Source organism: Polyangium sp. 6x1 (assembly GCF_029946515.1).
GTDB lineage: Bacteria > Myxococcota_A > Polyangia > Polyangiales > Polyangiaceae > Polyangium.
In genome coordinates this window covers 16,967-39,857 of the sequence record NZ_JARZHH010000069.1, presented here as the reverse complement: position 1 = coordinate 39,857, position 22,891 = coordinate 16,967, and the positions used below count along the sequence as shown (strand labels likewise).

Genomic DNA, 22,891 nt, shown 5'->3' with positions numbered 1-22,891 from the left:
TCGGTTCGCCGCGAGGCAGACTCCGCGCGTGGGAAGCAAAGGACGACCGTATCGCACCGTGACCGTGGAGGGCTTCGAAGTCCTCATCGGCCGCGGCGCCGAGGACAACGACTACCTGACGTTCGACGTGGCGAAGCCGCACGACGTGTGGCTGCATGTCGCGGGCGGGACGCCGGGCAGCCACGTCGTCGTGCGGAACCCCGATCGCGTCGAGGTCCCCCGCTCGGTCGTGGAGGTCGCGGCCGCGGCGGCCGCCTGGTACTCGAAGGCGCGGGGCGCGCCGAAGGTCGAGGTGCATTTCTGCCGCGCGTCCGAGGTTTCGAAGCCACGCGGCGCTCCGGCGGGGCTCGTGGAGTTGTCCCGGTACAAAAGCGTGAAGGTGAAGCCCGTGGCGCCCGCGGGTGCGACGGATTAGCCGGCTCTTGATGAACTTGCTGCGCGCCCTGGAGCGTCCCCTGTCTTCGATGCAAGAAAAGGCCCGGGCAATACGCGACGATCTCCCTGTCCTTCGGCTTCGGATTCCGTATGAACACGAAAATGGCTGAGCTTTTGAGGGCAGAGCTAGGCGCATCGGCAGCGGCCGAAGCGAGCGGCGACATGGCGACCGCGTGGCGCGCGCTCGAGCGCGCTCACATCCTGAGCCAGGCATTCGCTGTCGCGCATACCGGCGTTCATTGGTCCATGTTCCGCTTTGCGTTCCGGCGCAGGGACGTGCGCGAGATGCTCGGGCAACTGCCCCGTCTCCTGCTCGCCGCGCCGGGATCGCTGCTCGGTCGCGCGCCGCTCGGCAATACCGGGGGAGCGAACGTCGGCATCTTCGACCCGATGCCCATCCCGGAGGACCTACGGGAAAAACTCGAAAGCGCCGCGGCGTCTACGACGCGCAGGGACGTTGCGCGATAGCAGCATTCACTCGCGGCGCAGCCGCAGGCCCATGACCGCGAGCGGCGCGGACCCGAGCGCGAGCGCCACGGCCATACCCCCCACAGCCCCGAGCCCCATCCCCATGCATCCCAGCGCGCCCATCAAGGCCGCGATCACCGATGCGGACAGCGTGAAGCTGCGCCGTCCGTCGTTCTCGCTCGCCGCACGAAGACCAACCATGATCCCGGCCACGAGTCCTGCACTCGTACATACCGGCAGGCATAACGGCGAGCACGCACCCGCCATGCAGCAATGCCCCGTCGCGCGGAGCACGAGGGGGGCCACGAGCGGAATCACCCCGGCCATGAGCCCCGGTCGCACGGCACGTCCGAGCGCGCCTCCACGAAAGAGGAGCCCCACGGCGAACACCCCGAGCGCCGCGCCCACCCCCACCGTCCACGCGAGCTCCGCATTGCCGCCTACGAGCGCGAGCGCCACGACCGGCGCGAGATAGACGAGGATCGGTGCCGCCGATCGCAGCCTTCCAACCTCGTACGCGCGCCTCGCACGCGCTGCGAGCTCTTGCTCACTCCATCCCATGTTTCACCCTCCACGCCTCGCGCAGCCGCCGCATCGCGCGCTCGACCCGCTTGCGGAACGTCGCGCCGTCGGGTCGCTCGTCGGCGAGGACCCGCCGCAATGTATCGACGTCCTCTGCGCCCAGTGTTCCCAGCGCTTCGAGAGCAGCCTCCCGTAAATCCTGCGCGATCACACGCTCCTCGGGGGTTGCTTCCTCCGTGGGAGCACGCAGGCCGAGCTCGTCGAGCCCGCCCGGATCCTCCCGGCGCCGACGCGCCTTCTGTCGCAGCGTCCGGCACTCGTATGCCACGATTCCCAGGATCCAGGAGCACGCGTCCCGCGTCGCGTCGAACTCGGACGCGCGCGAGAACACCCGGATCAACGCCGATTGCGCGGCATCCTCGGCGTCTGCCAGGTTGGGCATCGCCCGCTCGGCGAAGCGCCGGAGGACGGGCCAGATCGCTGCATGAACCGGCTCGAACGCACTCCGATCCCCATCGGCGAGGCGAACCATCGCCCTGTGCAGTCGTTCGCGTTCGTCCTGGTCCATCACGTGGCGTTATTTCCGTCCTCCGGCGATGCGTGATTCTCGTCTCAGTGCCCGCAGGGGCAGCCTGCGCCGCACGGGCACGAGGTGCCACAGGGGCAGGGGCCCGCGTCCGCGAGGGCGCCGACCGGCATGGCCATCAGCGAAAGGACCGTGACGGCACGCACGAACGTGTTTCGGATCGTCTTCATCGTGTTCCTCCATCTGCCGCGCCTTTCGAGCGTGGCGATCCGGATAGGCGCGAGGCGGCCTCCGCGTGACCGGGTCTAGGATCTTTTTTCCGCCGCACCACGAGGGAGAGCGGCTCGGACCGCTTGCCTCGTACGCGCAGGTGACCCGCGGGCGGGGACAACTTCCACGTTTCTCGAAGAAGCCCCTTGCAAGCCTACTTCGAGGAAGTTAGAAATAGCCTCGTGACCTCGAAGCTAGATCGTCACGCCCAGCAGCTCAGCGCGCTCGGCCATCCCGTTCGCCTTCAGATCCTGCGCTTCGTCGTGCAGGGGGGCGAAGGGGGGACGTCCGCGGGCGAGATCCAGGCGCACGTCGATCTACCGCCGTCGACCCTGAGCCATCACCTGAAGCGGCTCGTCGAAGCCGGCCTGTTCACGACCCGCCTCGAAGGCACGTTCCACTACTACGCCGCCGATTACGCGGCGCTGCGCGTCCTCACCGACTACGTCTGGGAGGACTGCTGCAAGCGCGGCGGCAAGGGTGGCTGCTGCTGAAAGGCCGCCCCCTTTTTTTGCGCCGTGGTTCGAGTTTTTTGGAAGAAAGGAGACCCCGCATGAACGTCCTCAAGCCCCACGTGTCTCTGAACGTCACCAACATCGACCAATCCGTCGCCTTCTACGAGAAGGCGTTCGGCGTCGCAGCGACGAAGCGGCGTCCCGGATATGCGAAATTCGATCTCGAAATTCCCTCCCTCAATCTGACGATGCAGGAGGCTCCCCGCACAGGCGTCAACGCCAGTCACTTCGGCGTCCAGGTCGCGACCACGGACGACGTCATCGAGGCGAAGACCCGCTTCGAGGCCGTGGGGCTGAAGACGATGACGGAGGAAGAGACGTCCTGCTGCTATGCGGTGCAGGACAAGGTGTGGATCGAGGACCCGGACGGTAACTCCTGGGAGGTGTTCGTCGTCAAGGCGGACGCGCCCGTCATGGGCGACTCCCCGGCGCTGCGAAAGGACGCAAGCGCGTGCTGCACGCCCGTCTCCCTCTCGGAGAAGCCCGAGGTCAAGCCGTCGGCATTGTCCTGCTGCGGTCCGAAGACGGCGGAGTAATCGGCGAGCCACACGCCGGGCGGCGACCTCCCGTGAGGGGTCGCCGTCGTGCCACCTCTCCAACGCTGGAGCCAAATGGACACGTCGACGGCGGCGGGCGGCATTGCCCGCAAGTTATCCTTCCTCGATCGTTACCTGACGCTGTGGATCTTTCTCGCGATGGGGCTCGGCGTGGCCCTCGGCTACGCGGCGCCCGGTTTTACGGCGCTTTTGAATCGCCTGAGCGTGGGCACGACGTCGATCCCGATCGCCATCGGGCTCGTCGTGATGATGTATCCTCCGCTCGCGAAGGTCCGCTACGAGGAGCTCGGGAAGGTCTTTCGCAACAAGCGCGTGCTGGCACTGTCGCTCGTGCAGAACTGGATCATCGGCCCGGCGTTGATGTTCGGCCTGGCGGTGTTGTTCCTGCGCGACAAGCCCGAGTACATGCTGGGGCTCATCCTCATCGGGCTCGCACGATGTATCGCGATGGTTATCGTTTGGAACGACCTCGCGAAAGGGGACACCGAATACTGCGCCGGTTTGGTCGCGTTCAACTCGATCTTCCAGGTGCTATTTTTCTCGGTGTACGCGTATTTCTTCGCGACGCTCCTGCCCTCGTGGCTCGGGCTCGGTGGCGCAGTCGTAAGCATCACCATCATCGAGATCGCGAAGAGCGTCGCCATCTACCTTGGAGTCCCGTTCGCGGCGGGGTTCCTCACACGCCGGGTGCTCGTGTCGTCCAAGGGCGCGGACTGGTATCAGACCCATTTCGTCCCGCGTATCGGGCCGATCACACTCGTTGCGCTGCTCTTCACCATCGTGGTGATGTTCTCCCTGAAGGGCGAGACCATCGTGCAGCTTCCCCTCGACGTACTCCGCATCGCGGTGCCGCTCCTGGTCTACTTCATCGTGATGTTCTTCGTTTCGTTCTTCCTGAGCAAGCGCGTCGGCTCGGACTACAAGCAGGCCGCCACGCTCTCTTTCACGGCGTCGTCGAATAACTTCGAGCTTGCCATCGCCGTCGCCATCGCGACGTTCGGCATCCATAGCGGCGCGGCATTCGCGGCCGTCATCGGGCCGCTCGTCGAGGTGCCCGTCCTGATCGGGCTCGTCAACGTCGCACTCTGGCTCGGCAAGCGGTTCTTCCCGGGCGGCGTTGAAGTTGTACCAGCGCCCTGCGCAACACCCCCCACGGAATCGGAGGTCCACGGATGACCGCCCTGTCTGCCCCCAAAAGCATTCTCTTTCTGTGCGTCGCGAACTCGGCCCGCAGTCAGATGGCGGAAGGTCTCGCGCGGAAGCTTTTGGGTGATCGCGTCCGGGTACAGAGCGCTGGTAGCAGCCCATCCCGCGTCAACCCCTTCGCCATCGAAGTGACGCAGGAGATCGGCATCGACTTGACCACGCACGCATCGAAGTCGGTGGACACGATCGATCCTGCGTCGGTCGACATGGTCATCACGCTTTGCGCCGAGGAGGTTTGCCCCGTTTTCCTCGGTAATGTTCCGCGTCTCCACTGGCCGATCCCCGATCCTGCGAGCGACGATCCGTCGCTCTCACGCGAGCAAATGCTGGAGCGTTTCCGCACGGCCCGCGGGCAGATTCAGGCTCGTCTGGAGGTGCTCGTGGCGCACTTCGACATCCCCGAGGAGCCGCGCCCCGCGCCAGGTGTCCGGGGGCGATCATGACGGGGGCAAGGTTGGACGCCCGTGTGCCGCAGAGGGAGATCCCCTCGGTTTACGCGCGCGTGGCCTGGATCTATGATGCCTGGGCTGCGCTCACCGAGACGCGCGCGCGTCGGGCGTGCGTTGCGAAGGCGGATGTGCGCGACGGTGAGACGGTGCTGGAGGTCGCGGTCGGTACGGGGCTCGTGTTTCGCGAGCTCGTCGTCAAAAACCCGTCGGGCCGCACGGAAGGTGTCGATCTGACCGAAGCGATGCTGTCGCGTGCGCGCCGCAAGGTCGAAGGGTTGCCAGGTCGTCATCGCCTGCGTGTCGGCGACGCACACCAACTCGACTTCGACGACGCGACGTTCGATTTGCTCGTGAACAACTATATGTTCGATCTCCTCCCGGAGCGAGACTTCGTGCCAGTGCTGCGGGAAATGCGGCGCGTCCTCAAGCCGAACGGGAGGCTCGTGCTGGCAAACCTGACGGTGGGCCAGGGGCGCGTGGAGCGGATCTACGAGGCGGTTTATCGGATCAGCCCCGCGCTCTTGGGCGGATGTCGGGGTGTTGCTCTTGCGCCGTTCGTGGAGAATGCCGGGTTTGCTAGCGTTCGCACCGAGCGGGTGTCGCAGCTAGGTTTTCCGACCGAGATCGTCACTGCGCGTGCGACGTGAATTAGGTGCCCATATGACGCAACTTCCTCCCGTTCTCGATGACTTTTCGGCGGCCTGGGTGGGTGCCACCGAGTCGACTTCCACGGATTGGATCCACGTGCTCGATGAGGCCGAACGCGCCGAGCTGCGGAGCGCCCTGACGTCGCTTTCGGCCCGGACGCCGCGCCTCACGGAGATCCAGAAGGAAGCGTTTCCAATGCCTCGCGTCGAAGCGGGGAGCCTGGCGTGGCGAGACGCGCTGCGGCGCGGCCGAGGGTTCGTCCTCGTCCGAGGCGTCCCGGTCGAGGGCGCGACGCGAGACGACCTTGCGCGGCTTTACTGGCTCCTCGGTCTGCACCTCGGCACGCCGGCCCCGCAGAACACTGCAGGGGAACTGCTTTGCGATGTCCGTGATACCGGCGCAGACCCGCACGATCCGGAGACGCGCCTTTACACGACACGCGCGGAACAAGACTTCCACACGGACGGCGCGGATATCATCGGCCTGCTCTGCCTGAAGACGGCAAAGAGCGGCGGTGCAAGCCGTCTCGTGAGCTCGGTGCGGGTCTTCGAGGAGGTGCGCGCGAAGAGGCCCGATCTCGCGCCGCTCCTCTTCGAGCCGTGGCATTTTCGGCTCCCGGGCGCGACGGAAGGGATGCCGCGGACGTTCGCGATGCCGATCTGCCGCTGGGACGGGCGCAACCTGGCGACGTTTTTCATCGCCTGGTACATCCGGCACGCGCAGCTTTTGCCCGACGTGCCGCGCCTTTCGCCCGCGCAGGAGGAGCTGCTCGTGCTTTACGAGTCGGTCGCGAACGATCCGCGCCTCACGCTGGACATGCGTTTCGAGCCTGGAGACGTGCAATGGCTGAAGAACTCGGTCGTGCTGCACAAGCGCACGGAGTACGAGGATTGGCCCGAGGACGACCGCAAGCGGCACCTGCTCCGTCTCTGGCTCGCGGCGCCGGATTTCGAGGATGGGGATCTGCGGCTGCGGCGTGGTGTTGTGAAGCAGAATGCTGATGAGGCGGTCCCACAAACGGAAATGTGCCATTCGAGCGCAGGCTCATGAAGCCCATGCCCAAGGCCCAGCCGTCGTTCTACAAGCGCCCCCTGCCCGAGGGCTGCATATCGTTCTCCTCCGCGGAGGGGCGCGCGATCTTTCGCGAAGCTCTGTCCGGGGGGACGATGGAGGGCTTCTTTTCGCTCATCGAGCAGTTCCACACCCAGGCCGAGCCCGCGTTTTGCGGACTTGGTACGCTCGTCATGGTGTTGAACGCGCTGACGATCGATCCTGGCCGCGCGTGGAAAGGGCCATGGCGCTGGTACGCGGAAGAGCACCTGGACTGCTGTCGCCCGCTCGATGCGGTTGCTCGGGACGGGATCACGTTGACGCAATTCGCATGCCTTGCCCGGTGCAACGGCACCCGGACCCATACGCACTTCGCGGAGTCCTCCTCCGTCGAGGTGTTTCGCAATGCGATTCGGGATGCTACGTCTCGCCCAGGCGAGACCCATCTCGTCGTCGCCTACGACCGCGCGACGCTGGGTCAGACCGGGAGCGGCCACTTCTCGCCCATTGGCGGTATGCACGCGGACCGGGATATCGTGCTCCTGCTCGACGTGGCGCGCTTCAAATACCCGCCGCATTGGGTCCCGATCGAGACGCTCTTTCGCGCCATGCTCCCGATCGACCCAGCCTCGGGGCGGTCCCGCGGGTTCATGACCATCGAGCGCGAGCACCCGGTGGCACCTGTGACGGCCCTCCGCGCCGATGCCGACTGGACCGAAATCGAGCATTTCCTTCGTGATCTCGACGGCACGGACGTCCTGGTCCTGGCCGGCTGTCTCCAGGCAGGCGTCTCGCCCGCGCCGCGCTTGCTCGAGATCCTGCAAGGTTCGGGCGACGTGCCCGCAAGCCTGAAGGCGCAGGTGGAGCGACTCCGCGCGCAGGTCTCCGCCCTCGAGGATGCCGATCACTGCCGGCTCGGCTCGTCCGGCTGAAGACTAGGCCCCGCCCTCGTCCGCCCCGCGAAACCCATATTTTCGGAGCAGCGTGCGCAGGTGGCTGCGGTCCATCTTCACGCGGCGCGACGCCTCGGAGAGGTTGTCGTTCGTTGCCCGGAGCAGCGCCCGCACATAGCGCCGCTCCCATTGATCCGAGGCTTTTTGCTTGCACACACGGAACGGGACCTCGAGGTCGATGTCGTCGTCCCGCTCCTCGATGCACGGGCCCGACGCGATCTCGTTCGCGAGCGCCAGGATCGCCGGGTCGTTGAAGAGGACGGCGCGCTCGATCGCGGCGCGCAGCTCGCGCACGTTGCCCGGCCACGATTGACGGCGGAGCGACTCGAGGAGGTCGTCCGGAAGGGGTTTGTCGGGGACGAGCTCGGCGTGGAAATGGCGCGCGAGGCGCTCGATGTCACCGGTGCGCTCGCGCAGCGGCGGGACGTGGATGCGCACCACGTTGAGCCGGTAGAACAGGTCGGCGCGGAACGTGTTGCGGTTGACCTCCGTGCGCAGGTCGCGGTTCGTCGCGGCGATCACGCGGACGTCGAGCTTGACGCGCTGGTTACCGCCGACGCGCTTGACGCTTCGCTCCTCCAGGGCGCGGAGCAGCTTCGGCTGCATGTCGAGGGGCAGCTCGCCGATCTCGTCGATGAAAATGGTGCCGCCCTTCGCCTGCTCGAACGCGCCCGCGCGATCGGCCTGCGCGCCCGTGAACGAGCCTTTGACGTGCCCAAAAAGCTCGCTCTCGATGAGCGTCGGCGCGATGGCCGCGCAATCGAGGACCACGAACGGCCCCGCGGCGCGTGGGCTCGCCTCGTGAATGGCCGCCGCGAGGACGCCTTTTCCCGTGCCGGTCTCGCCTTCGAGGAGGATCGTGCTGTCGGATTGCGCGACGCGGGGCAAGGCCGCGAAGATGCGGCGCATGGCGGAGCTCTGGCCGAGCAGCGAGCCGAAGCCGTCCTCGGGGCTCAGCGCCTCACAGATGTCCTCGTTCACCTGATCGATGAGGAGCGTCGTGCGGCCGACGCGCACGCGGGCGCCGGGCTCGACGTACCCCGAGAGGACACGCATGCCGGAGACCCACGTCCCGTTCGAGGAGCCGAGGTCCTTCAAGAGATACCCCTCGGGCGTCGCCGAGAGGCTGAAATGGTGGCGGGAGACGGTGGGATCGGGGAGCACGAGATCGTTTCCCTGGACCGTGCCGACGGACACCTCGCGCATCTGGGCGCGCAGCGAGGCGCCGGCGCCGGGGCCCTCGACGACGGTGAGCGAGAAACCGTCGAGGCGCAGCTCCTTGGCCCGGGATTGAAGGGGCAACGTGCTCTTCACCGACATGGGCGCGGAGCTTACCACGGCGCGGGCCCCACGTGCGCGTCCCGTGGTATCCTCGGACAGAGGGTGCAATGATGCAAACAGGGAAGGCGGCGCGGATCGCCCTGCTTCTGTGGGCCTCGGGCCTCGTGGCCTTCGGCTGTCAGTTCGTCGCGGGGATCGCGGGGCTCGAGGCGACGGACGATTCCGGCGAGACGTGCGACGAGGCGGCGTGCGGCCCTTATGCCTGCAATGCGGAGGGGACGGCGTGTACCACGAGCTGCAACCGGATGACAGGGGGCTGCAAGGACGACGCCGTCTGCGTTGCGCCGATGAACCAGCCCGGGACATGCGAGGGATGCGGGTGGTCGGCCATGTCCGGCGTTTGTCCGAGCGCCGAATGTGATTCCTGCGTCGGGAACGTGTGCTTGCGCGTGTGCGACGCGCCGAACGAGTGCACGCAGGCCGACATGGACGCCGGGACCTTGACGTTGACCCTCGACACGAGGCCGGCGCCCCTCCGGCTCGAATGCAAGGATCAATGCAACGACGTCCTCGTGAATTGCATGGGCGGCGCGCCCTGCGAGGTCGTTTGCGAGGAGGGAGGTTGTCAGAACCTGACGTTGAAATGCGGCCCCGACGGCGAATGCAGCCTTGTCTGCAAAGGCCAGAGCTGCGCGGGCGCGACCGTGATCTGCGGTGACAACCGTTGCAAGGCCACGTGCGACGTCGCCGTGGAGATCGATCTGGTCTGCGGCGGCTCGTGTGATTGCAAGGCGGAGACGTGCCTCTGAGCGTCAGAACGTGCCGCGGAGCCCGATCCCGAGAGGCCCGAGGAGGGGCGTGACGGAGAAGGCGGCCGGGGGCGTTGCCTCGCGTTTCGGCGCGAGGGCGACGCCGGCGATGCCGACGCCGAGGCCGACGATCGCCACGCCAAACCCGATGTTCGACACGTTCGCCAGCGTGTTCGCCGCGGCGAGCGCGTCCTTCTGCCCGGGGCACCGCGAGCCATTGCAATTGGGCAGGATCTCGCTCGCCTTGGCCAGCGTGACGATCCCTGTCACCGCGCCCACGAGGAGCGCCGCGCCGCCGCCGCCGAACCCCGTGACCATGAGAATCGTGGAGGCGCTCGGGCCGGTCTCCTTGGGGGTCGTCGGCTCCGCGGGCGGCGGCTTCATCGGTGGGATCGCGGGCGCGGGCGGCGGCTTGATTTCCTCGGGCGGCGGCGCCGGCACTTCTTCGAGGGCGGGGATCTCGACGGGAATCTCGCCCGGCTGCGCGGGTACGAGGAGCTCGCCGGTCCAGGCACGTTTGCCCGGGGCTATCGCGGTGACGGTGTGTTTGCCCGGGTCGATCGGCAAGGGGACGTTCAGCGCTGCGACGTCGATGGGTTTGTCGTCGAGCTTCATTCCGAGGCCGGCGGGCGGCGCCTCCATGCGCAGGACCACGTAGGCGAGCTTTTTCTTGAGCTCGGCGACGTGGTCGCGGGCGAATTGCTCGCGATCCTTTTGCCCCTTGCCCCGCGCGAGCGAGGCGGCGGAGATGTATTCGGCCCAGGCCGTCGCGGTTTTTCCTTCCTTCTCGTGGCAGACGGCGAGGTTCAAGAGCGTGCCGAGCTTCGGGTCGAGGCGCTGGCTCTCGGCGAGCTTGAGGCAAGCCTCGGCATGACGTCCCTGATCGAGGAGCGCGCGGCCCTGCGTGAAGAGCGCCTCGGCGAGGGCAATGGAAGCGCCTTCCGGCGATTGCGCGCGCGCCGGGGCGCCGGAGGAAACGACGCCAAGCGAGAGCAAGATGGCAAGGGCCGAGCGCCTCATTCGCGCTCCCCGAGGATCGGATCGAGGTTTTGCGTCTTCGACGGTGTTTTGGTCCTGGCGGGTTTGGCCGGGCGCATGGGCGGGGCGGCCGAGGCCGAGGTCGTCGGCGCGGGCGCGGGCGTGATCTCGGGCGGCGCGGCGGACGGCTTGGGGCTCGGGATCCGCTCGGGCTCGGGGGATTCGTCGTGCATGCCGGTGCTGGCGCCGGGGCCGAAGGGCTCGTCGCTCGGGGCGCGTGAGCGCGCGAGGAACGAGGCCGTGCCGACGGCGGCGGCGAGCCCGAGCGCGGCGAAGAGCCAGCGGGCGGGCGGGCCATTTTTTCGATGCACGCTCGACGAATCGAGGGCGGACATGCGCTCGGTCGCGGAGGGCTCGGAGCGCGCGTGGGGCGTCTCGGCGGGGGCGGAGCGGCCGGCTTGCGCGGTGGCGTGAAGGGCACCGCTTTCGAGCGGGCCGCGGGCGCTCTCGATCGCCGACGGCGAGGGCGGACGGGACACGAGCCCGAGCGCGGCGGCCTGCGCGACCAAGGCGGCGACGGCCTCGCCCGCCGACGCGGGGCGATTGCGCGGGCGTTTTTCGAGCATGGCGAGGACGGGCGCGTCGAGCGCCGTGGGTAGGTCGGGACAAACGCTCGCCATGGCGGGGGGCGGCTCGGTGTCGTGCTGGAGGACGACGTCCATCGCGGAGTCGCCGTTGAATGGCACGGAGCCCGTGAGCATTTCGTGGATCATCACGCCGAGCGAATAGATGTCGGAGCGGGGGTCGACCTTCTTGCCGCGCGCCTGCTCGGGGGACATGTAGAGCGGCGTGCCGAGCAGGACGCCCGAGCCGGTCTTGTGGGCGACGTCGTCGTCCACGAGCTTCGCAATGCCGAAATCGAGCAATTTGGGGAAATGGGAGCCGTCGCGCTCGGCGGCGAGGAAGACGTTCTCCGGCTTGAGGTCGCGGTGCGTGATGCCCGCCTCGTGCGCGGCGTCGAGCGCGGAGGCGACGCCCTGGGCGATCGGGAGGGCCGTCGCGATGGGCAAGCGGCGCTTCTGCTGGAGGAGCGCGGCGAGGGTCTGTCCCTCGACGTACTCCATCACGAAATAATGCCGGCCACCAGGCAGCGTGTTGAACGAGAAGATGTCGATGATGTTGCGGTGGCGGATCTTGTTCACCGCGCGCGCCTCGGCAATGAAGCGGGAGACGGTCTCCGGGTCCGAGGCGAAGCGCCGGTTCAGGACCTTGACCGCGACCTTCTTGCCGATGAGCGGGTGCTCTCCGGCATAGACGTCGCCGAACGTCCCACCGCCGATCTTGCGGTCGATGCGGTACTCGCCGACCATCGTGCCGGGCTCGAGCGTGTCGTCCGTCGGGAAAAAATCTGGCGATACGAGCGCCGCGTCGTGCGCCGGGCATACGGACACGTCGTCCTCGTAGCTCGCGCGGCACTCCGGACACATTCGCATGGGAGGGCGGATAGTACCGTTCCCGGGTGTTCCTTGGCTACACCTTCGAGGAGGCGATCGGGCCCACGAAAGCACGCTTGCCGAGCCCCGAGGACGCGCCATGATGCCCGAGCTTTCCAGGCGGTATCGCTTGGAGGACCAACGGCAGGGAGGGGTACGTGACGAAGAAAGGCCATCCTTTCGCGGTCTTGGGCACGTGTGTCCTGACGGCGCTGACCGGGTGCAGCGACAACGTCACCGAACATCAGGAGGGCGTAAAAGAGGGGCCGCGGGCGACGGCGGAAATCACGCCCTCGGCGGGCCAGACCGTCACGGGGACGGCCGTGTTCAGCGAGGAGAATGGGCTCGTCGGGCTTCGGCTCCACTTGAATGGTCTCCCGCCCGGGGTCCACGCGGTGCACATCCACGAGATGCCCGACTGCGGCATGGACGGAAACAACGCCATGGGGCACTGGAACCCGACGAACGAGGCGCACGGGGAGTGGGGGAGGCCGCCGTTTCATCGGGGCGATATCGGCAACGTGGAGGCGGATATGATGGGGCTGGCGTCGCTCTACTTCCGCACGAATCTCTGGACGCTCGGGGACGAGTCGTCCACGGACGTGGTCAATCACGCATTCATGGTGCACGCGGCCCCGGACGATTTCAAAACGCAGCCCACGGGCAATGCGGGGGCCCGGATCGGTTGCGGCGTGATCAAGCTGAATCCGTAGCCTCGTCGAGGGAGGGCTCTGGCGCGGGGCTCTCCGCAGGCTCGGGCTCGCTCGCGAGCAGCTCGAGCACGGGAGGGTCGGGGACGAGGACGAGGCTTGGGGCAGGGAGGGGCGCGGCGCTCTCCGGGCGCGCGGGGCTCTCCGCGGCGGGCTCGGGCTTGGGTTTGTGCGTGAAATAAAGCGCCATTCCCGTGAAGACGCAGCCGCCCACGAAATTGCCGGCCGTGACCGGGAGCTGGTTCTTGAGCCACCAGTCCGCGAACGTCACCTTCGCGCCGAGCATCATGCCGGCCGGAATGACGAACATGTTCACGACCGAATGCTCGTAGCCATGCGCGAAAAAGACGAACACCGGTAGCCAGGCGGCAGCGATCTTGCCGACGGTCGACGTGGACGTCATGGCCATGACGACGCCCAGACAAACCATCCAGTTGCAGAGGATGCTGCGGACGAACACGCCGAGCAGGCCGGCGAGGCCATACTGGGGGAACTGGGTCTTGGTCTGGGCGATGGCGACGATCTTGTTCGCGACGGCGTCGGGCGGGACGCTGCCCGCCATGGTGAGCGAGATGCAGAGCAGCCACGCATAAAAGAGGCTGCCGGCGAGGTTCGCAGAGAATACGACGCCGAAGTTGCGGGCGACCTGCCAGAAGGTCGCGCGCTTGTCGAGCATCGCCATGGGCAGGACCGCGAAGTTGCCCGTGACGAGCTCGAGGCCGAGCAGGACGATCATCACGAAGCCGACCGGAAAGACGAGCGCGCCGGCGATCGGGAGCGTGGTCTGGACGGTCGTGGTGATGGCGAAGCTCGTGGCGAAGCCGAGGAGCGCGCCCGAGAGGAAGCCGCGGATCACGAGGTCCCGGAGCGACGCCGCGGCCTTCGCGGCGCCCGCGTCGAGCATGGTGGAGACGACCTTCGACGGTGCGACGTAGTCCATGAACGTCGCCATCATCACCCGCGCGCCGCGCCCTTGGGAAGCCCCTCACCGGAAGATCGCAGGAACACACCAAGGAAGTGCGTGTCGCTCCGTCTATCTGCGGTCCGAGAACCCGGGGATCCGGTCGGGTCTGCGGGTGTGATACAACAAACCAGCGATCGAGGTGCACATGAACCCGAAGCGGTGGAGCTCGCGAGTGATTCTGGGGGTGTCGTTGCTCGTCACGGGGGCCGCGTGGGCCGAGGCGACGCCGGCGCCGGACCCGAGAGGCGCAGCGGCGACGGATCCCGCGGCCGAGGCAGAGGCGTTCCTGAAGACGTGGGAGGAGAGCGGCAAGCCGCTTTGCGAGAAGAACGAGCCTGGTTGCGCAGCAGCCGGGCAGGCGCTGGTGAAGGCGGCGGCGGCGTTCGAGGCAGCGCACAAGCGAGACAAGGCGATCGCCGTGCGGAAGATGATCCTCGATCCGAAGAACCGGCTCGATTACACGGAGTACGGCAAGGAGACGGCGTTCGTGATCGCGTCGGACCTGCAGTCGATCGGCGAATACGCCGAGGCAGCGAGCTACCACGAGTCGGCCGCGCGCAAGTTCCCGCAAATGGCGCAGGCACAGGCGGCGCTGATGGAGGCGGTGATCCTGCGGAGCGGGCTCAAGGATTACAAAGCGGCGATGGCGGACGTCGAGCTCTACACGAAGAATTACGGCGCGAAGCAGCCGGAGGCGTCTGCGCGGCTCGCCGTGGCGGTCGCAGATTCCCTGGTCGACGAGGAGAAATGGGCCGACGCGCGCACGTGGCTCGGCAAGTGGATGGCCGCGGTGGACAAGGCGGGGAGCCTGCAGGATCGGATTCACGCGCACACGCTGCTCGGGCGCTCGCTGGACAAGCTCGACGACAAGAAGGGCGCGGCGAAGGAATACGAGGTCGTGCGCGCGGCGTGGAAGGATCCCGAGGCCAGCACGAAGCAGCTCGCGGCGATGGGCGGCAGCGATCAGGAGCAAATGCGGCGGCTCGGGCGGTCGTTGACGGACGTGGGCGAGGCGTTGTTTTTCTTCGCCGAGCAAAAGCGGGCCGAGGTCGACGCCATCCGGTATCCCGAATACAAGGGGCCCGCGAGCCGTGACGATGTGATGAAGCACATCAACACGAAGGTCGTGGATTGGGTGAAGAAGAAGCGGCCGGCGATCGAGGAGGTGGAGAAGGCGTATGGCCAGGTGACGGCGCTTCAGCCCGTGGCGCCGCCGCGGTGGGTGGTGGCCTCGGCGGCCCGCGTGGGGCAGCTATGGGGGAAGTTCGTCGCGGAGTTCCGCGCGGCCCCGATCCCGAAGGATTGGAGGGGCAAGGGGCCCGTGCCCGGGTCGACGATGACGTACGAGGAGCTGCGTAAAGCCTATTACGAGAAGCTCGACGAGGCGAGCGAGCCCCAGAAGCTGCAGGCGAAGAAGTCGTTCGAGGTTTGCGTGAATTACTCGACGAAGTATCAATACTTCGATCAGTATTCGCGGACTTGCAGCGTGTGGCTCGCGAAGAACTACGGGAAGGAGCACGTGCTCGTGGAGGAGTTCGTCCCGCGTCACGCGGGCGCGAGCGTCGTGTTTCTCCCATCGCCGGTCGCGAAGGCCAACCCCTCCCGTTAGTCCCGAGGGGGACGCCTCGCGTCCCCCTCTCGGCCAGGCGGAGCCCGGCCGATTCACCCCCTGGAGGCGAGCTCGCTGCGCGAGCTCGCGGTGCCGAACAGGTGGCCGTGCAGCGCTCCGGTCGTGCTAGGGAGAGCGCATGACCCCCGACGAACCCTACCTCATGCCCTCCCACGTGAGGCTGCTCGTCTCGGATGCCGCGCGCTCGACGGCGTTTTACGAGGCGCTCGGTTTCTCCTGCGTGAATCGCGACAGTGTGTTCGTGCACCTGCGCTGGGCCCGGTACGCCGATCTGTTCCTGGTCGGCATGCCGGCCGGCGTCGAGCTGCCAGGGCAACGCGGGCTCGGGGTGATCCTGTGTTTCCACGTGGGCGACGAGGTGTCGCTCGACGAGCTGCGCGCGCGGGCCGAGGCCAGCGGCGCCGCGGTGGACGGGCCGCGAAATCAGCCCTGGTTCACGCGTGAGCTCGTGGTGACGGATCCGGAAGGGTACAAGCTCGCATTCGTGGCGCCGAGCGAGCGCATGGAGGCGTAGCGCTCACTGGCAAGCGAGTCGGCAGCGCGACGCGGCCGAGAGGCATTGCGCCTGGCACGATTGCCACCGGCCGTACTCGCTGCTCAAGGTCGGCTCGCTGCCGCAGCCACGATTGCATTGTTTCTGCGTGGCGGAGCAGCGGTCGACGCAGGCCGTGCCATTGTCCGGGAGCGCAGGTTTGTCCGAGGTGGCAGGCGTCTTGCGAGGCTGCGTGGCAGGCGCCGCGCGGGCCTTCGCGGGCGCGGGGCTGTCGGGCGCGTCGGCTCCTGCCGGCGGAGGCGCGTCGCCGGCAGGGTCCGTGGTGCGCGTGGGGCGGCCGGCCGAAGGCGGGCGGCCGATCATGGGGCGCATGCCGCATTGCTCGTAGGCGCTCTTGAAGAGGTCGGCGCCGGGCTCCTCGTTCGGTCCGAGGGGCAAGTCGCAGCCACGCGCGAGGTTGCCGAGGCTGCGCCGAACCGCGTCGGCCGCGAGGCGCGAGGGGCCGCTGTCGCGGAGAGGTCGTTCGCCCTTGGCCATCGCGTCGGTGCCGGCGAGGAGCGGCGCCGGGCCGGATGCGTTCGAGCCAGCGCGGCCGATGAGGAACGCGCCGACGGAAGCGACGACGATGACGACGGCGGCGATGGCGAAGAGCAAGGTGAAGCGGCGTCCGTCGACGGTGCGCGCAGCCTCGCGCGGAGCCGTCGTGCCGGGCCAGACGGGCGCGTAGGGATCACGGAGGAGCGGAGCTTCCGGGCCGCGCGGAGGCTCGACGACGGTGGGAGCGGGCGGCGCGGGGGCGGAGGCGGCATCAGGCGCGGAAGCGGAGGCGGGCTCGGGAGCGGGAGCGGAAGCGGTCGCGGGCTCGGGAGCAGCCGCGGGCGCGAGAGCAGCTTCGGGTGCAAGGGGCGCGAGGGGCGGAGGCGGCGGGAAGGCGGGCGCTGCGGCGCCGTGGAGCGGAGCGGGCCACTCCATCAGCGGTCGCGCCTGCTTCAGCGCTTCGACGAGACGATCGAGCGAGCCTTGCCGCTCGAAGTGCCGGACGACCTCACGCGCGACGTCCTGGATGCCGCGGCCCTCGCCGGGCAGGCCGGTCGCGCCGAGGCCCTCGGCGAGCTCGCGTAGATCCTTGGCGCTGAAACAAAGCGTGATGCTTCGGCGCACCTCGGCCGGGTCGTAGCTCGGCCGTTCCCCTTGGTCGCTCACGCGGTGAGCTTACCCCGGCCCGCGGGCCATGGGCATCCGAAGCGCTCCCCCGCCCGTTCGAAACGAAACCGATCGGCTCGGCACGCTCCGTGAAGGCGTCTGGGAGGGACATCATGCCAGACACGCCCGCGCCCGCCCGCATCGAGCCGTCGTCGTACCACGCGGACCCAGCCGAAGCCGTGCTCGCAGCGCTCGGGAGTACCGAGCTCGGGCTCGTCACCACGGAGGCCAAACGCAGGCTCGCCGAGCACGGACCCAACGTGCTGCCGAGGGCCGCCCGGGAAGGGCCGCTCACGCTGCTGCTGCGGCAGATCAAGAGCCCGCTCATCTACGTGCTCATCGCGTCCGCGGTGCTCGCGTTCGCGCTCGGGAAGATCACGGACGGCGCGGTGGTGCTCGGCGTGGTCGTGCTGAACACGCTGATCGGGTTCATCCAGGAGTACCGCGCAGGGCAGGAGATCGAGGCGCTCTCGATGCTCGTGCCCGAGCTCGCGACGGTGATGCGCGACGGCGGAAGGATCTCGGTGCCCGCGGAAGAGCTCGTGCCCGGCGACGTCGTGATGCTCGCGGCCGGGGACAAGGCAGCGGCCGACATGCGGCTCTTGCACGTGAAGAACCTCGCGGCCGACGAGGCGCCGCTGACGGGCGAGTCGATACCGGTGCGCAAGCACGTCGAGCCGGTGTCGAAGGACGCAGCCGTGGCCGACCGGAAGAACATGGTCCATGGCGGCACGCTCATCACGATGGGCACGGGGCAAGCCGTGGTGGTGGCGACGGGCGCGCAGACGGAGATCGGGAAGATCTCGTCGATGCTGCGCGAAGCCACGGAGCTCGAGACGCCGCTCACGCGGTCGCTCGCGCGCGTGGCGCAGGTGCTGACGGTGGCGATCGCGATCGTGGCGGCGGTGATGGTGGCGGTCGCGCTCGTGCGCGGATATCCGTTCCTCGAAGCGATCCTCGCGGGCATCACGCTCGCGGTTGCGGCGATCCCGGAGGGCTTGCCGGCGATCATCACGATCGCGCTGGCCATCGGGGTGCGACGCATGGCGGCGCGTCGCGCGGTGGTGCGGAAGCTGCCGGCCGTCGAGACGCTGGGGCAAGCGGGCATGGTGTGCACGGACAAGACGGGCACGCTGACGCGGAACGAGATGACGGTGGCGGCGATCTGGGCGTCGTCGGGCGGCTACGAGCTGTCGGGCGTGGGATACGCGCCGGAAGGCGAGCTTCGGCGCGGCGGAAAGCCGGTGGGCGCGACGCCGGACGACGTGCGCGCGTTGCTCCGGGCCGCGGCGCTGTGCAACGACGCGCGGCTTGCACAGCGCGAGGGCGGAGGCTTCGGGATCACGGGAGACCCGACGGAAGGCGCGCTCGTCGTGGCCGCGCAGAAGCTCGGGATGATGGGCGACGCGCTGCACGCAGAGGCGCCGCGGCGCGACGCGATCCCGTTCGAGTCGGAGCACAAGTACATGGCGACGCTGCACGCGCCTCCGTCGGGCGAGCAAGAGATCCTGATGAAGGGCGCGCCGGAGGTGGTGCTCGGCCGCGCGAGTCGGCTCGCCGGTGGAGCGTCGCTCGATCGCGCCGCGGTGCTCGGACACGTGGAGGTGATGGCGTCGCGCGGGATGCGCGTGCTCGCGGTGGCGTCACGCAAGCCAGAGGCGCGGATCGAGCAGCTCGGCGAGGCGGAGGTCGCGGGCGGCTTCGAGCTGCTCGGGCTCGTGGGGATGATCGATCCGCCGAGGCCGGAGGCGATCGACGCGGTGAAGGCGTGTCAACGCGCAGGCATCACGGTCAAGATGATCACGGGGGATCACCCCGTGACGGCGAAGGCGATCGGGGTCGAGCTCGGGCTGCTCGGTGCCGAAGACGAGGCCGTGACGGGCCGCGAGCTCTCGGCGATGTCGTCCGCGGAGCTCGCGACGGCGGCGCGGACGCGCAACGTGTTCGCGCGCGTCGCGCCGGAGCACAAGCTCAAGCTCGTGGAGGCGCTGCAGGCCGCGCGGCAGGTCGTGGCGATGACGGGCGACGGCGTGAACGACGCGCCGGCGCTGAAGCAGGCGAACATCGGCGTGGCCATGGGGATCACGGGGACGGCCGTGGCCAAGCAGGCGGCCGACATCGTGCTCACGGACGACAACTTCGCGAGCATCCGCGCGGCCGTGGAGGAGGGGAGGCGGGTCTACGACAACCTGATCAAGGCGCTCGCGTTCGTGCTGCCGACGAACATCGGCGAGGCGCTCGTGCTCCTCATCGCGGTGCTGTTCTTCCCGCTCGAAGACGGGCGGCCGCTCCTGCCGATGGCGCCCGTGCAGATCCTCTGGATCAACCTCGTCGCGACGGTGACGTTGTCCTTGCCGCTCGCGTTCGAGGCCAAGGAGCCGAACCTGATGGAGCGTCCGCCGCGGCGCACCGACGAGCCCATCCTGGGGCGGTTCGTCCTCGCGCGGACGGTGATCGTGGCGCTGCTCATGACGGCCGGCGCGGTGGGGCTCTTCTTGATGGAGTACCGGGACAAGCTCGACGCAGGCCTGTCCCCGGAGTTCGCCTTGCGCGAGGCGCAGACGATGGCCGTGACCACGATGGTCCTGTTCCAGGTGTTCTACCTCCTGAACTGCCGCTCGCTTCAAGGGTCGTCCCTGGACATCGGCTTGTTCTCGAACCCGCTCGTGTACGTGGGGATCGGGGCGCTCCTCTTGCTCCAGCTCGGGTTCGTGTACCTGCCGTTCATGCACGTGCTCTTCGACTCGGCCCCGCTCGGCGCCGCGGAGTGGGCGAAATCCACGGCCGCCGCCCTCGTGCTCCTGCCGGTCATCGCCCTGGAGAAGCGGTGGCAACGGCGGAGGTCCATGCGCCGGACCGGACGTACCCCGGGCGGCCCGAGCGTCCGGTTCTTCCGCCCGCGGCTCCGACCTCACCCCTCTTGAAGACGGCGAACACTCGAAAATGCCGCCGGCGCCGCTTTCCTCGGAGCGGGCAAGGCTATACCCTCGCCGCGTCGGAGAAAAACCTCCCTCGCCAGACCTCCGCGGAGCTCGATGGAGACCGAGAGACCAAACGTCAGTGCGCCACGCGCGCCCACGTGTCCGCTCGTAGGCCGAGACGAAGAGCTTGCCCTCCTCGACGAGAGTCTCGCCGGCGTCGAGGAGCGGCGCGACACGCGCATCGTGACGATCGTCGGACCCGCAGGCATCGGCAAGACGCGGCTCGTCGCGGAGTTCGTGGCGTCGCGCAAGGACGAGGTCCGCGCGTTCGAAGGCAGCGCGCGCGACGGGTCCGTGTCGTTCTCGCCCTTCGCGCGGCTCATCCGCTCGCGCTTCGGCCTCGTGCGCGGCATGGATCCGGACGAGGCGCGCGCGACGATCCGGCGGCAGCTCGAAGGCGTGCTCGAGCCGCGGCGCGTGAGCGATGCCGTGACGTTCCTCGGGCAGCTGCTCGGCCTGACCGAGGAGGAGAGCCCGCTGACGCGCGCCGTGAGCGACGATCCGCACGAGGCCGAGCTCGTGCGGCGCGCCGTGGTGAAGGCGTTCCTCGAAGCGGACGCGCAGAAGGGTCCGCTCATCCTGGTGCTCGAAGACCTGCACGAGGCGCACGAGGACGCGCTCTCGCTGCTGCGTTACCTGCTCGAATACCTGACGGGTCCGATCCTCGTGATCTGCACGGGCCGCGACGATCTCGTCTACCGGCAGGAGGACTGGGCGCGCGTGGGCGAGCGCAGGCACACGCTGCTTTCGCTCGGTCCGCTCGGAGACGCGGACAGCGCGCGCGTGTCGAGCGCGATGCTCGCCGTCTACGCGAACGGCGGCGAGGTGCCCGCGCCGCTCGTGGAGACGGCGTGTGCGTTCGCGCGCGGCAACCCGGGGCTGCTCGCGCAGATGGTGGAGATCTACGCGGCCGAGGGCGTGATCGACGAGGCCGTGACGGAGGAGGGCGAGGCGCGGCGCGTGCTCTACCCGGAGCGGCTCGCGGCGGCGCGGCTGCCGGCGACGGTCGAGGACGCGGTGCAAGCGCGCGTGGCCTCGCTCGACGAGGAGGAGCGCACGGTGCTCGAACAGGCGGCCGCGATGGGCGCGGTGTTCTGGAGCGGCGCGTTCGTCGCGCTCGCGCGCACGGGCCTCGAAGCGCCGGACCTCTGGGTGGAGGAAGAGACGGGCGACGTCGCGCGGATCGGTCGGATGCTCGACGGCCTGCGCAAGAACGGGTGGATCGTGCGCCGCGCCGGGACGATTTTTCCCGGCTCGGTGGAGTACGCCTGGGCGCGGAGCGAGGAGCGCGAGGCGATCGCGGCGCGGACGAGCGTCGACGCGAAGAGCCTGTCGAACCGCGTCATCGCCGACTGGATGGAGCACCAGCCCGGCGTGCGCACGAGCGAGGAGCGGATCGCGTCGCTGGCGCGTCATCGCGAGCAAGCGGGCGAGTCGATCCAGGCGGGGATCGCGTACCTGGAGGCGGCGGCCGTGGCGCGGCGAAGGTACGCGAACGGCAAATCGTGCGAGTACTACCAGCGGGGCCTGGAGCTGCTCGGCGACTCGCACGACGGCGCGCGGATCGACGCGCTGCATGCGTACGGCGACGTGCTCCAGTCGATGGGTTACATCGACGACGCGATGGCGGCGTTCCGCGGGATGCTGACGCTCGCGTACCGGCTCGACATGAAGAAGAAGGGCGGCGCCGCGCACAACCGCATCGGCCGGCTCTTCCGCGACATGGGCTCGCTCGACGAGGGCGAGCGGCACCTGGCGACGGCGATGTCGCTCTTCGAAGCGTCGGGCGACGAGCGCGGCGTGGCCTCGACGATCGACGACCTCGGCAAGATCGCCTGGCTCAAGGGCGAGTACGAGTCGGCCCTCACGAGCTTCCGCGACGGCCTCGCGCGGCGGAAGAAGCTCGGCGACCGGCGATCGATCGCGCTGTCGCTCAACAACGTGGGCCTGGCGCTGCAGGACTCGGGTCAGTTCAAGGAGGCGCTCGAGGCGTTCGAGCAGTCGCTCACGATCCGGCGCGAGGTCGGCGACCTCGTCGGCGTGGTGACGACGCTGAACAACCTCGGGACGATCGCCGAGGAGCGCAGGAACTTCCAGAAGGCGCTCGTGATGTTCGAGGAGGCGCTCGAGGTCGCGCAGCAGATCGGCGATCGGAACAAGATCGCGCTCGTGCTGACGAACATCGGGACGACGTACTACCGCAGCGGCGAGCCTTCGATGGCGATCGGCGTGCTCGTGCGTGCCGAGGGCCTGTGCGACGAGCTCGGCGATCGGCTGAAGCTCGCCGAGACGCTGCGCGCGCTCGGCAAGGCGTACCTGATGCAAGGCGACCTCGGGAAGGCGCGCGACTGCATCGGCCGCGCCGTCGACCTCTTCGCCTCGGTGCGCAGCAAGGTGCACCTCGCGGCGGCGCTGCGGACGCTCGGGGAGATCACGGCGGCCGGCGGCTGGGGCCACGCGCATACGACGAGCGCGCGCGAGTACTTCGACCGCGCCGTGGCGATCTTCGAGCAGAGCGGCAACGAGGTGGAGCTCGCGCGGACCTTCAAGACGTACGCGCGTTTCCTGCGGAAGAACCCGGAGCTCGCCGGCAACGAAGAGGTGCAGAAGGAGGCGAGCACGATGGACGGGCGCGCCGACGAGATCTTCGGGCGGCTGCAGATGACGAGCGCGAGCAAGTCGGAGCTGCCGCCCGCGCCGGAGGCGGACATCGAGGTGGGGTGACGGGAGCCTCGGCTCCGTGCTACCCG

At 68.5% G+C, this 22,891-nt stretch carries 23 protein-coding genes; 15 read left to right on the top strand and 8 right to left on the bottom strand.

Going from position 1 to position 22,891, the window contains the following annotated elements:
- Positions 1-28 precede the first annotated feature (28 nt).
- On the top strand, positions 29-415 hold the full coding sequence (locus QHF85_RS40485; RefSeq protein ID WP_281332784.1) for an NFACT RNA binding domain-containing protein: 387 nt from the start codon (positions 29-31) through the stop codon (positions 413-415).
- Positions 416-537: 122 nt separating this feature from the next.
- Positions 538-903, top strand: coding sequence for a DUF3703 domain-containing protein (locus QHF85_RS40480; protein ID WP_281332783.1), 366 nt, complete (start codon positions 538-540; stop codon positions 901-903).
- A 6-nt stretch (positions 904-909) separates the two neighbouring features.
- On the opposite strand, the gene QHF85_RS40475 is transcribed toward QHF85_RS40480, so the two are convergent.
- The 3 genes from QHF85_RS40475 to QHF85_RS40465 are packed head-to-tail and all read right to left on the bottom strand — an operon-like array spanning position 910 to position 2,181.
- Positions 910-1,464 (bottom strand): hypothetical protein, encoded by a 555-nt coding sequence (locus QHF85_RS40475; RefSeq protein ID WP_281332782.1) that lies wholly within the window; start codon positions 1,462-1,464, stop codon positions 910-912.
- Entirely contained in the window at positions 1,451-1,993 is a 543-nt protein-coding gene (locus QHF85_RS40470; RefSeq protein ID WP_281332781.1) for a sigma-70 family RNA polymerase sigma factor, read from the bottom strand. Before QHF85_RS40470 ends, QHF85_RS40475 begins: the two co-directional genes overlap by 14 nt.
- Before the next feature lie 44 nt (positions 1,994-2,037).
- A complete protein-coding gene (locus QHF85_RS40465) occupies positions 2,038-2,181 on the bottom strand; it encodes a hypothetical protein (protein WP_281332780.1) in 144 nt (47 codons plus the stop codon).
- A gap of 222 nt (positions 2,182-2,403) precedes the next feature.
- Here QHF85_RS40465 and QHF85_RS40460 point away from each other — a divergent pair, with 222 nt between their 5' ends.
- The 7 genes from QHF85_RS40460 (at position 2,404) to QHF85_RS40430 (ending at position 7,578) form a co-directional block, all read left to right on the top strand.
- Positions 2,404-2,715: a metalloregulator ArsR/SmtB family transcription factor gene (locus QHF85_RS40460; RefSeq protein ID WP_281332779.1), complete on the top strand. Its 312-nt coding sequence runs from the start codon at positions 2,404-2,406 to the stop codon at positions 2,713-2,715.
- Positions 2,716-2,774: 59 nt separating this feature from the next.
- Positions 2,775-3,272 (top strand): ArsI/CadI family heavy metal resistance metalloenzyme, encoded by a 498-nt coding sequence (locus tag QHF85_RS40455; RefSeq protein ID WP_281332778.1) that lies wholly within the window; start codon positions 2,775-2,777, stop codon positions 3,270-3,272.
- A 75-nt stretch (positions 3,273-3,347) separates the two neighbouring features.
- Complete coding sequence (gene arsB, locus QHF85_RS40450) at positions 3,348-4,469, top strand: ACR3 family arsenite efflux transporter (RefSeq protein ID WP_281332777.1); 1,122 nt, start codon at positions 3,348-3,350, stop codon at positions 4,467-4,469.
- Complete coding sequence (locus QHF85_RS40445; RefSeq protein WP_281332776.1) at positions 4,466-4,942, top strand: arsenate reductase ArsC; 477 nt, start codon at positions 4,466-4,468, stop codon at positions 4,940-4,942. The genes arsB and QHF85_RS40445 overlap by 4 nt, the downstream gene beginning before the upstream one ends.
- Positions 4,939-5,595: a methyltransferase domain-containing protein gene (locus tag QHF85_RS40440; protein WP_281332775.1), complete on the top strand. Its 657-nt coding sequence runs from the start codon at positions 4,939-4,941 to the stop codon at positions 5,593-5,595. The genes QHF85_RS40445 and QHF85_RS40440 overlap by 4 nt, the downstream gene beginning before the upstream one ends.
- A 13-nt stretch (positions 5,596-5,608) precedes the next feature.
- Positions 5,609-6,646 (top strand): TauD/TfdA family dioxygenase, encoded by a 1,038-nt coding sequence (locus QHF85_RS40435; RefSeq protein ID WP_281332774.1) that lies wholly within the window; start codon positions 5,609-5,611, stop codon positions 6,644-6,646.
- The gene (locus QHF85_RS40430) at positions 6,643-7,578 is read left to right on the top strand and encodes a phytochelatin synthase family protein (RefSeq protein WP_281332773.1); all 936 of its coding nucleotides are present in this window, start codon (positions 6,643-6,645) and stop codon (positions 7,576-7,578) included. Before QHF85_RS40435 ends, QHF85_RS40430 begins: the two co-directional genes overlap by 4 nt.
- A 3-nt stretch (positions 7,579-7,581) precedes the next feature.
- On the opposite strand, the gene QHF85_RS40425 is transcribed toward QHF85_RS40430, so the two are convergent.
- Positions 7,582-8,919, bottom strand: coding sequence for a sigma 54-interacting transcriptional regulator (locus QHF85_RS40425; RefSeq protein WP_281332772.1), 1,338 nt, complete (start codon positions 8,917-8,919; stop codon positions 7,582-7,584).
- A 68-nt stretch (positions 8,920-8,987) separates the two neighbouring features.
- On the opposite strand from QHF85_RS40425, the gene QHF85_RS40420 reads away from it, so the two are divergent.
- On the top strand, positions 8,988-9,689 hold the full coding sequence (locus QHF85_RS40420) for a hypothetical protein (protein WP_281332771.1): 702 nt from the start codon (positions 8,988-8,990) through the stop codon (positions 9,687-9,689).
- 3 nt (positions 9,690-9,692) lie between these two features.
- On the opposite strand, the gene QHF85_RS40415 is transcribed toward QHF85_RS40420, so the two are convergent.
- Entirely contained in the window at positions 9,693-10,709 is a 1,017-nt protein-coding gene (locus tag QHF85_RS40415; RefSeq protein ID WP_281332770.1) for a tetratricopeptide repeat protein, read from the bottom strand.
- A complete protein-coding gene (locus QHF85_RS40410) occupies positions 10,706-12,160 on the bottom strand; it encodes a serine/threonine-protein kinase (RefSeq protein WP_281332769.1) in 1,455 nt (484 codons plus the stop codon). The genes QHF85_RS40415 and QHF85_RS40410 overlap by 4 nt, the downstream gene beginning before the upstream one ends.
- A 158-nt stretch (positions 12,161-12,318) precedes the next feature.
- Here QHF85_RS40410 and QHF85_RS40405 point away from each other — a divergent pair, with 158 nt between their 5' ends.
- Complete coding sequence (locus QHF85_RS40405; protein WP_281332768.1) at positions 12,319-12,873, top strand: superoxide dismutase family protein; 555 nt, start codon at positions 12,319-12,321, stop codon at positions 12,871-12,873.
- Here QHF85_RS40405 and QHF85_RS40400 read toward each other — a convergent pair.
- Positions 12,857-13,810 (bottom strand): formate/nitrite transporter family protein, encoded by a 954-nt coding sequence (locus QHF85_RS40400; RefSeq protein ID WP_281332767.1) that lies wholly within the window; start codon positions 13,808-13,810, stop codon positions 12,857-12,859. The two genes, QHF85_RS40405 and QHF85_RS40400, sit on opposite strands and share 17 nt — an antisense overlap.
- 208 nt (positions 13,811-14,018) lie before the next feature.
- On the opposite strand from QHF85_RS40400, the gene QHF85_RS40395 reads away from it, so the two are divergent.
- A complete protein-coding gene (locus tag QHF85_RS40395; protein WP_281332766.1) occupies positions 14,019-15,443 on the top strand; it encodes a hypothetical protein in 1,425 nt (474 codons plus the stop codon).
- A gap of 139 nt (positions 15,444-15,582) precedes the next feature.
- Positions 15,583-15,978, top strand: a complete 396-nt coding sequence (locus tag QHF85_RS40390; RefSeq protein ID WP_281332765.1) for a VOC family protein — start codon at positions 15,583-15,585, stop codon at positions 15,976-15,978.
- 3 nt (positions 15,979-15,981) lie between these two features.
- On the opposite strand, the gene QHF85_RS40385 is transcribed toward QHF85_RS40390, so the two are convergent.
- Positions 15,982-17,160 carry a hypothetical protein gene (locus QHF85_RS40385; protein WP_281332764.1) on the bottom strand — a complete coding sequence of 393 codons (1,179 nt, stop codon included), beginning with the start codon at positions 17,158-17,160 and terminating at the stop codon, positions 15,982-15,984.
- Positions 17,161-17,273: 113 nt separating this feature from the next.
- Here QHF85_RS40385 and QHF85_RS40380 point away from each other — a divergent pair, with 113 nt between their 5' ends.
- Both QHF85_RS40380 and QHF85_RS40375 read left to right on the top strand, forming a co-directional pair.
- Entirely contained in the window at positions 17,274-20,084 is a 2,811-nt protein-coding gene (locus QHF85_RS40380; RefSeq protein WP_281332763.1) for an HAD-IC family P-type ATPase, read from the top strand.
- Positions 20,085-20,195: 111 nt separating this feature from the next.
- Positions 20,196-22,865: a tetratricopeptide repeat protein gene (locus QHF85_RS40375; RefSeq protein ID WP_281332762.1), complete on the top strand. Its 2,670-nt coding sequence runs from the start codon at positions 20,196-20,198 to the stop codon at positions 22,863-22,865.
- Positions 22,866-22,891: the final 26 nt, after the last annotated feature.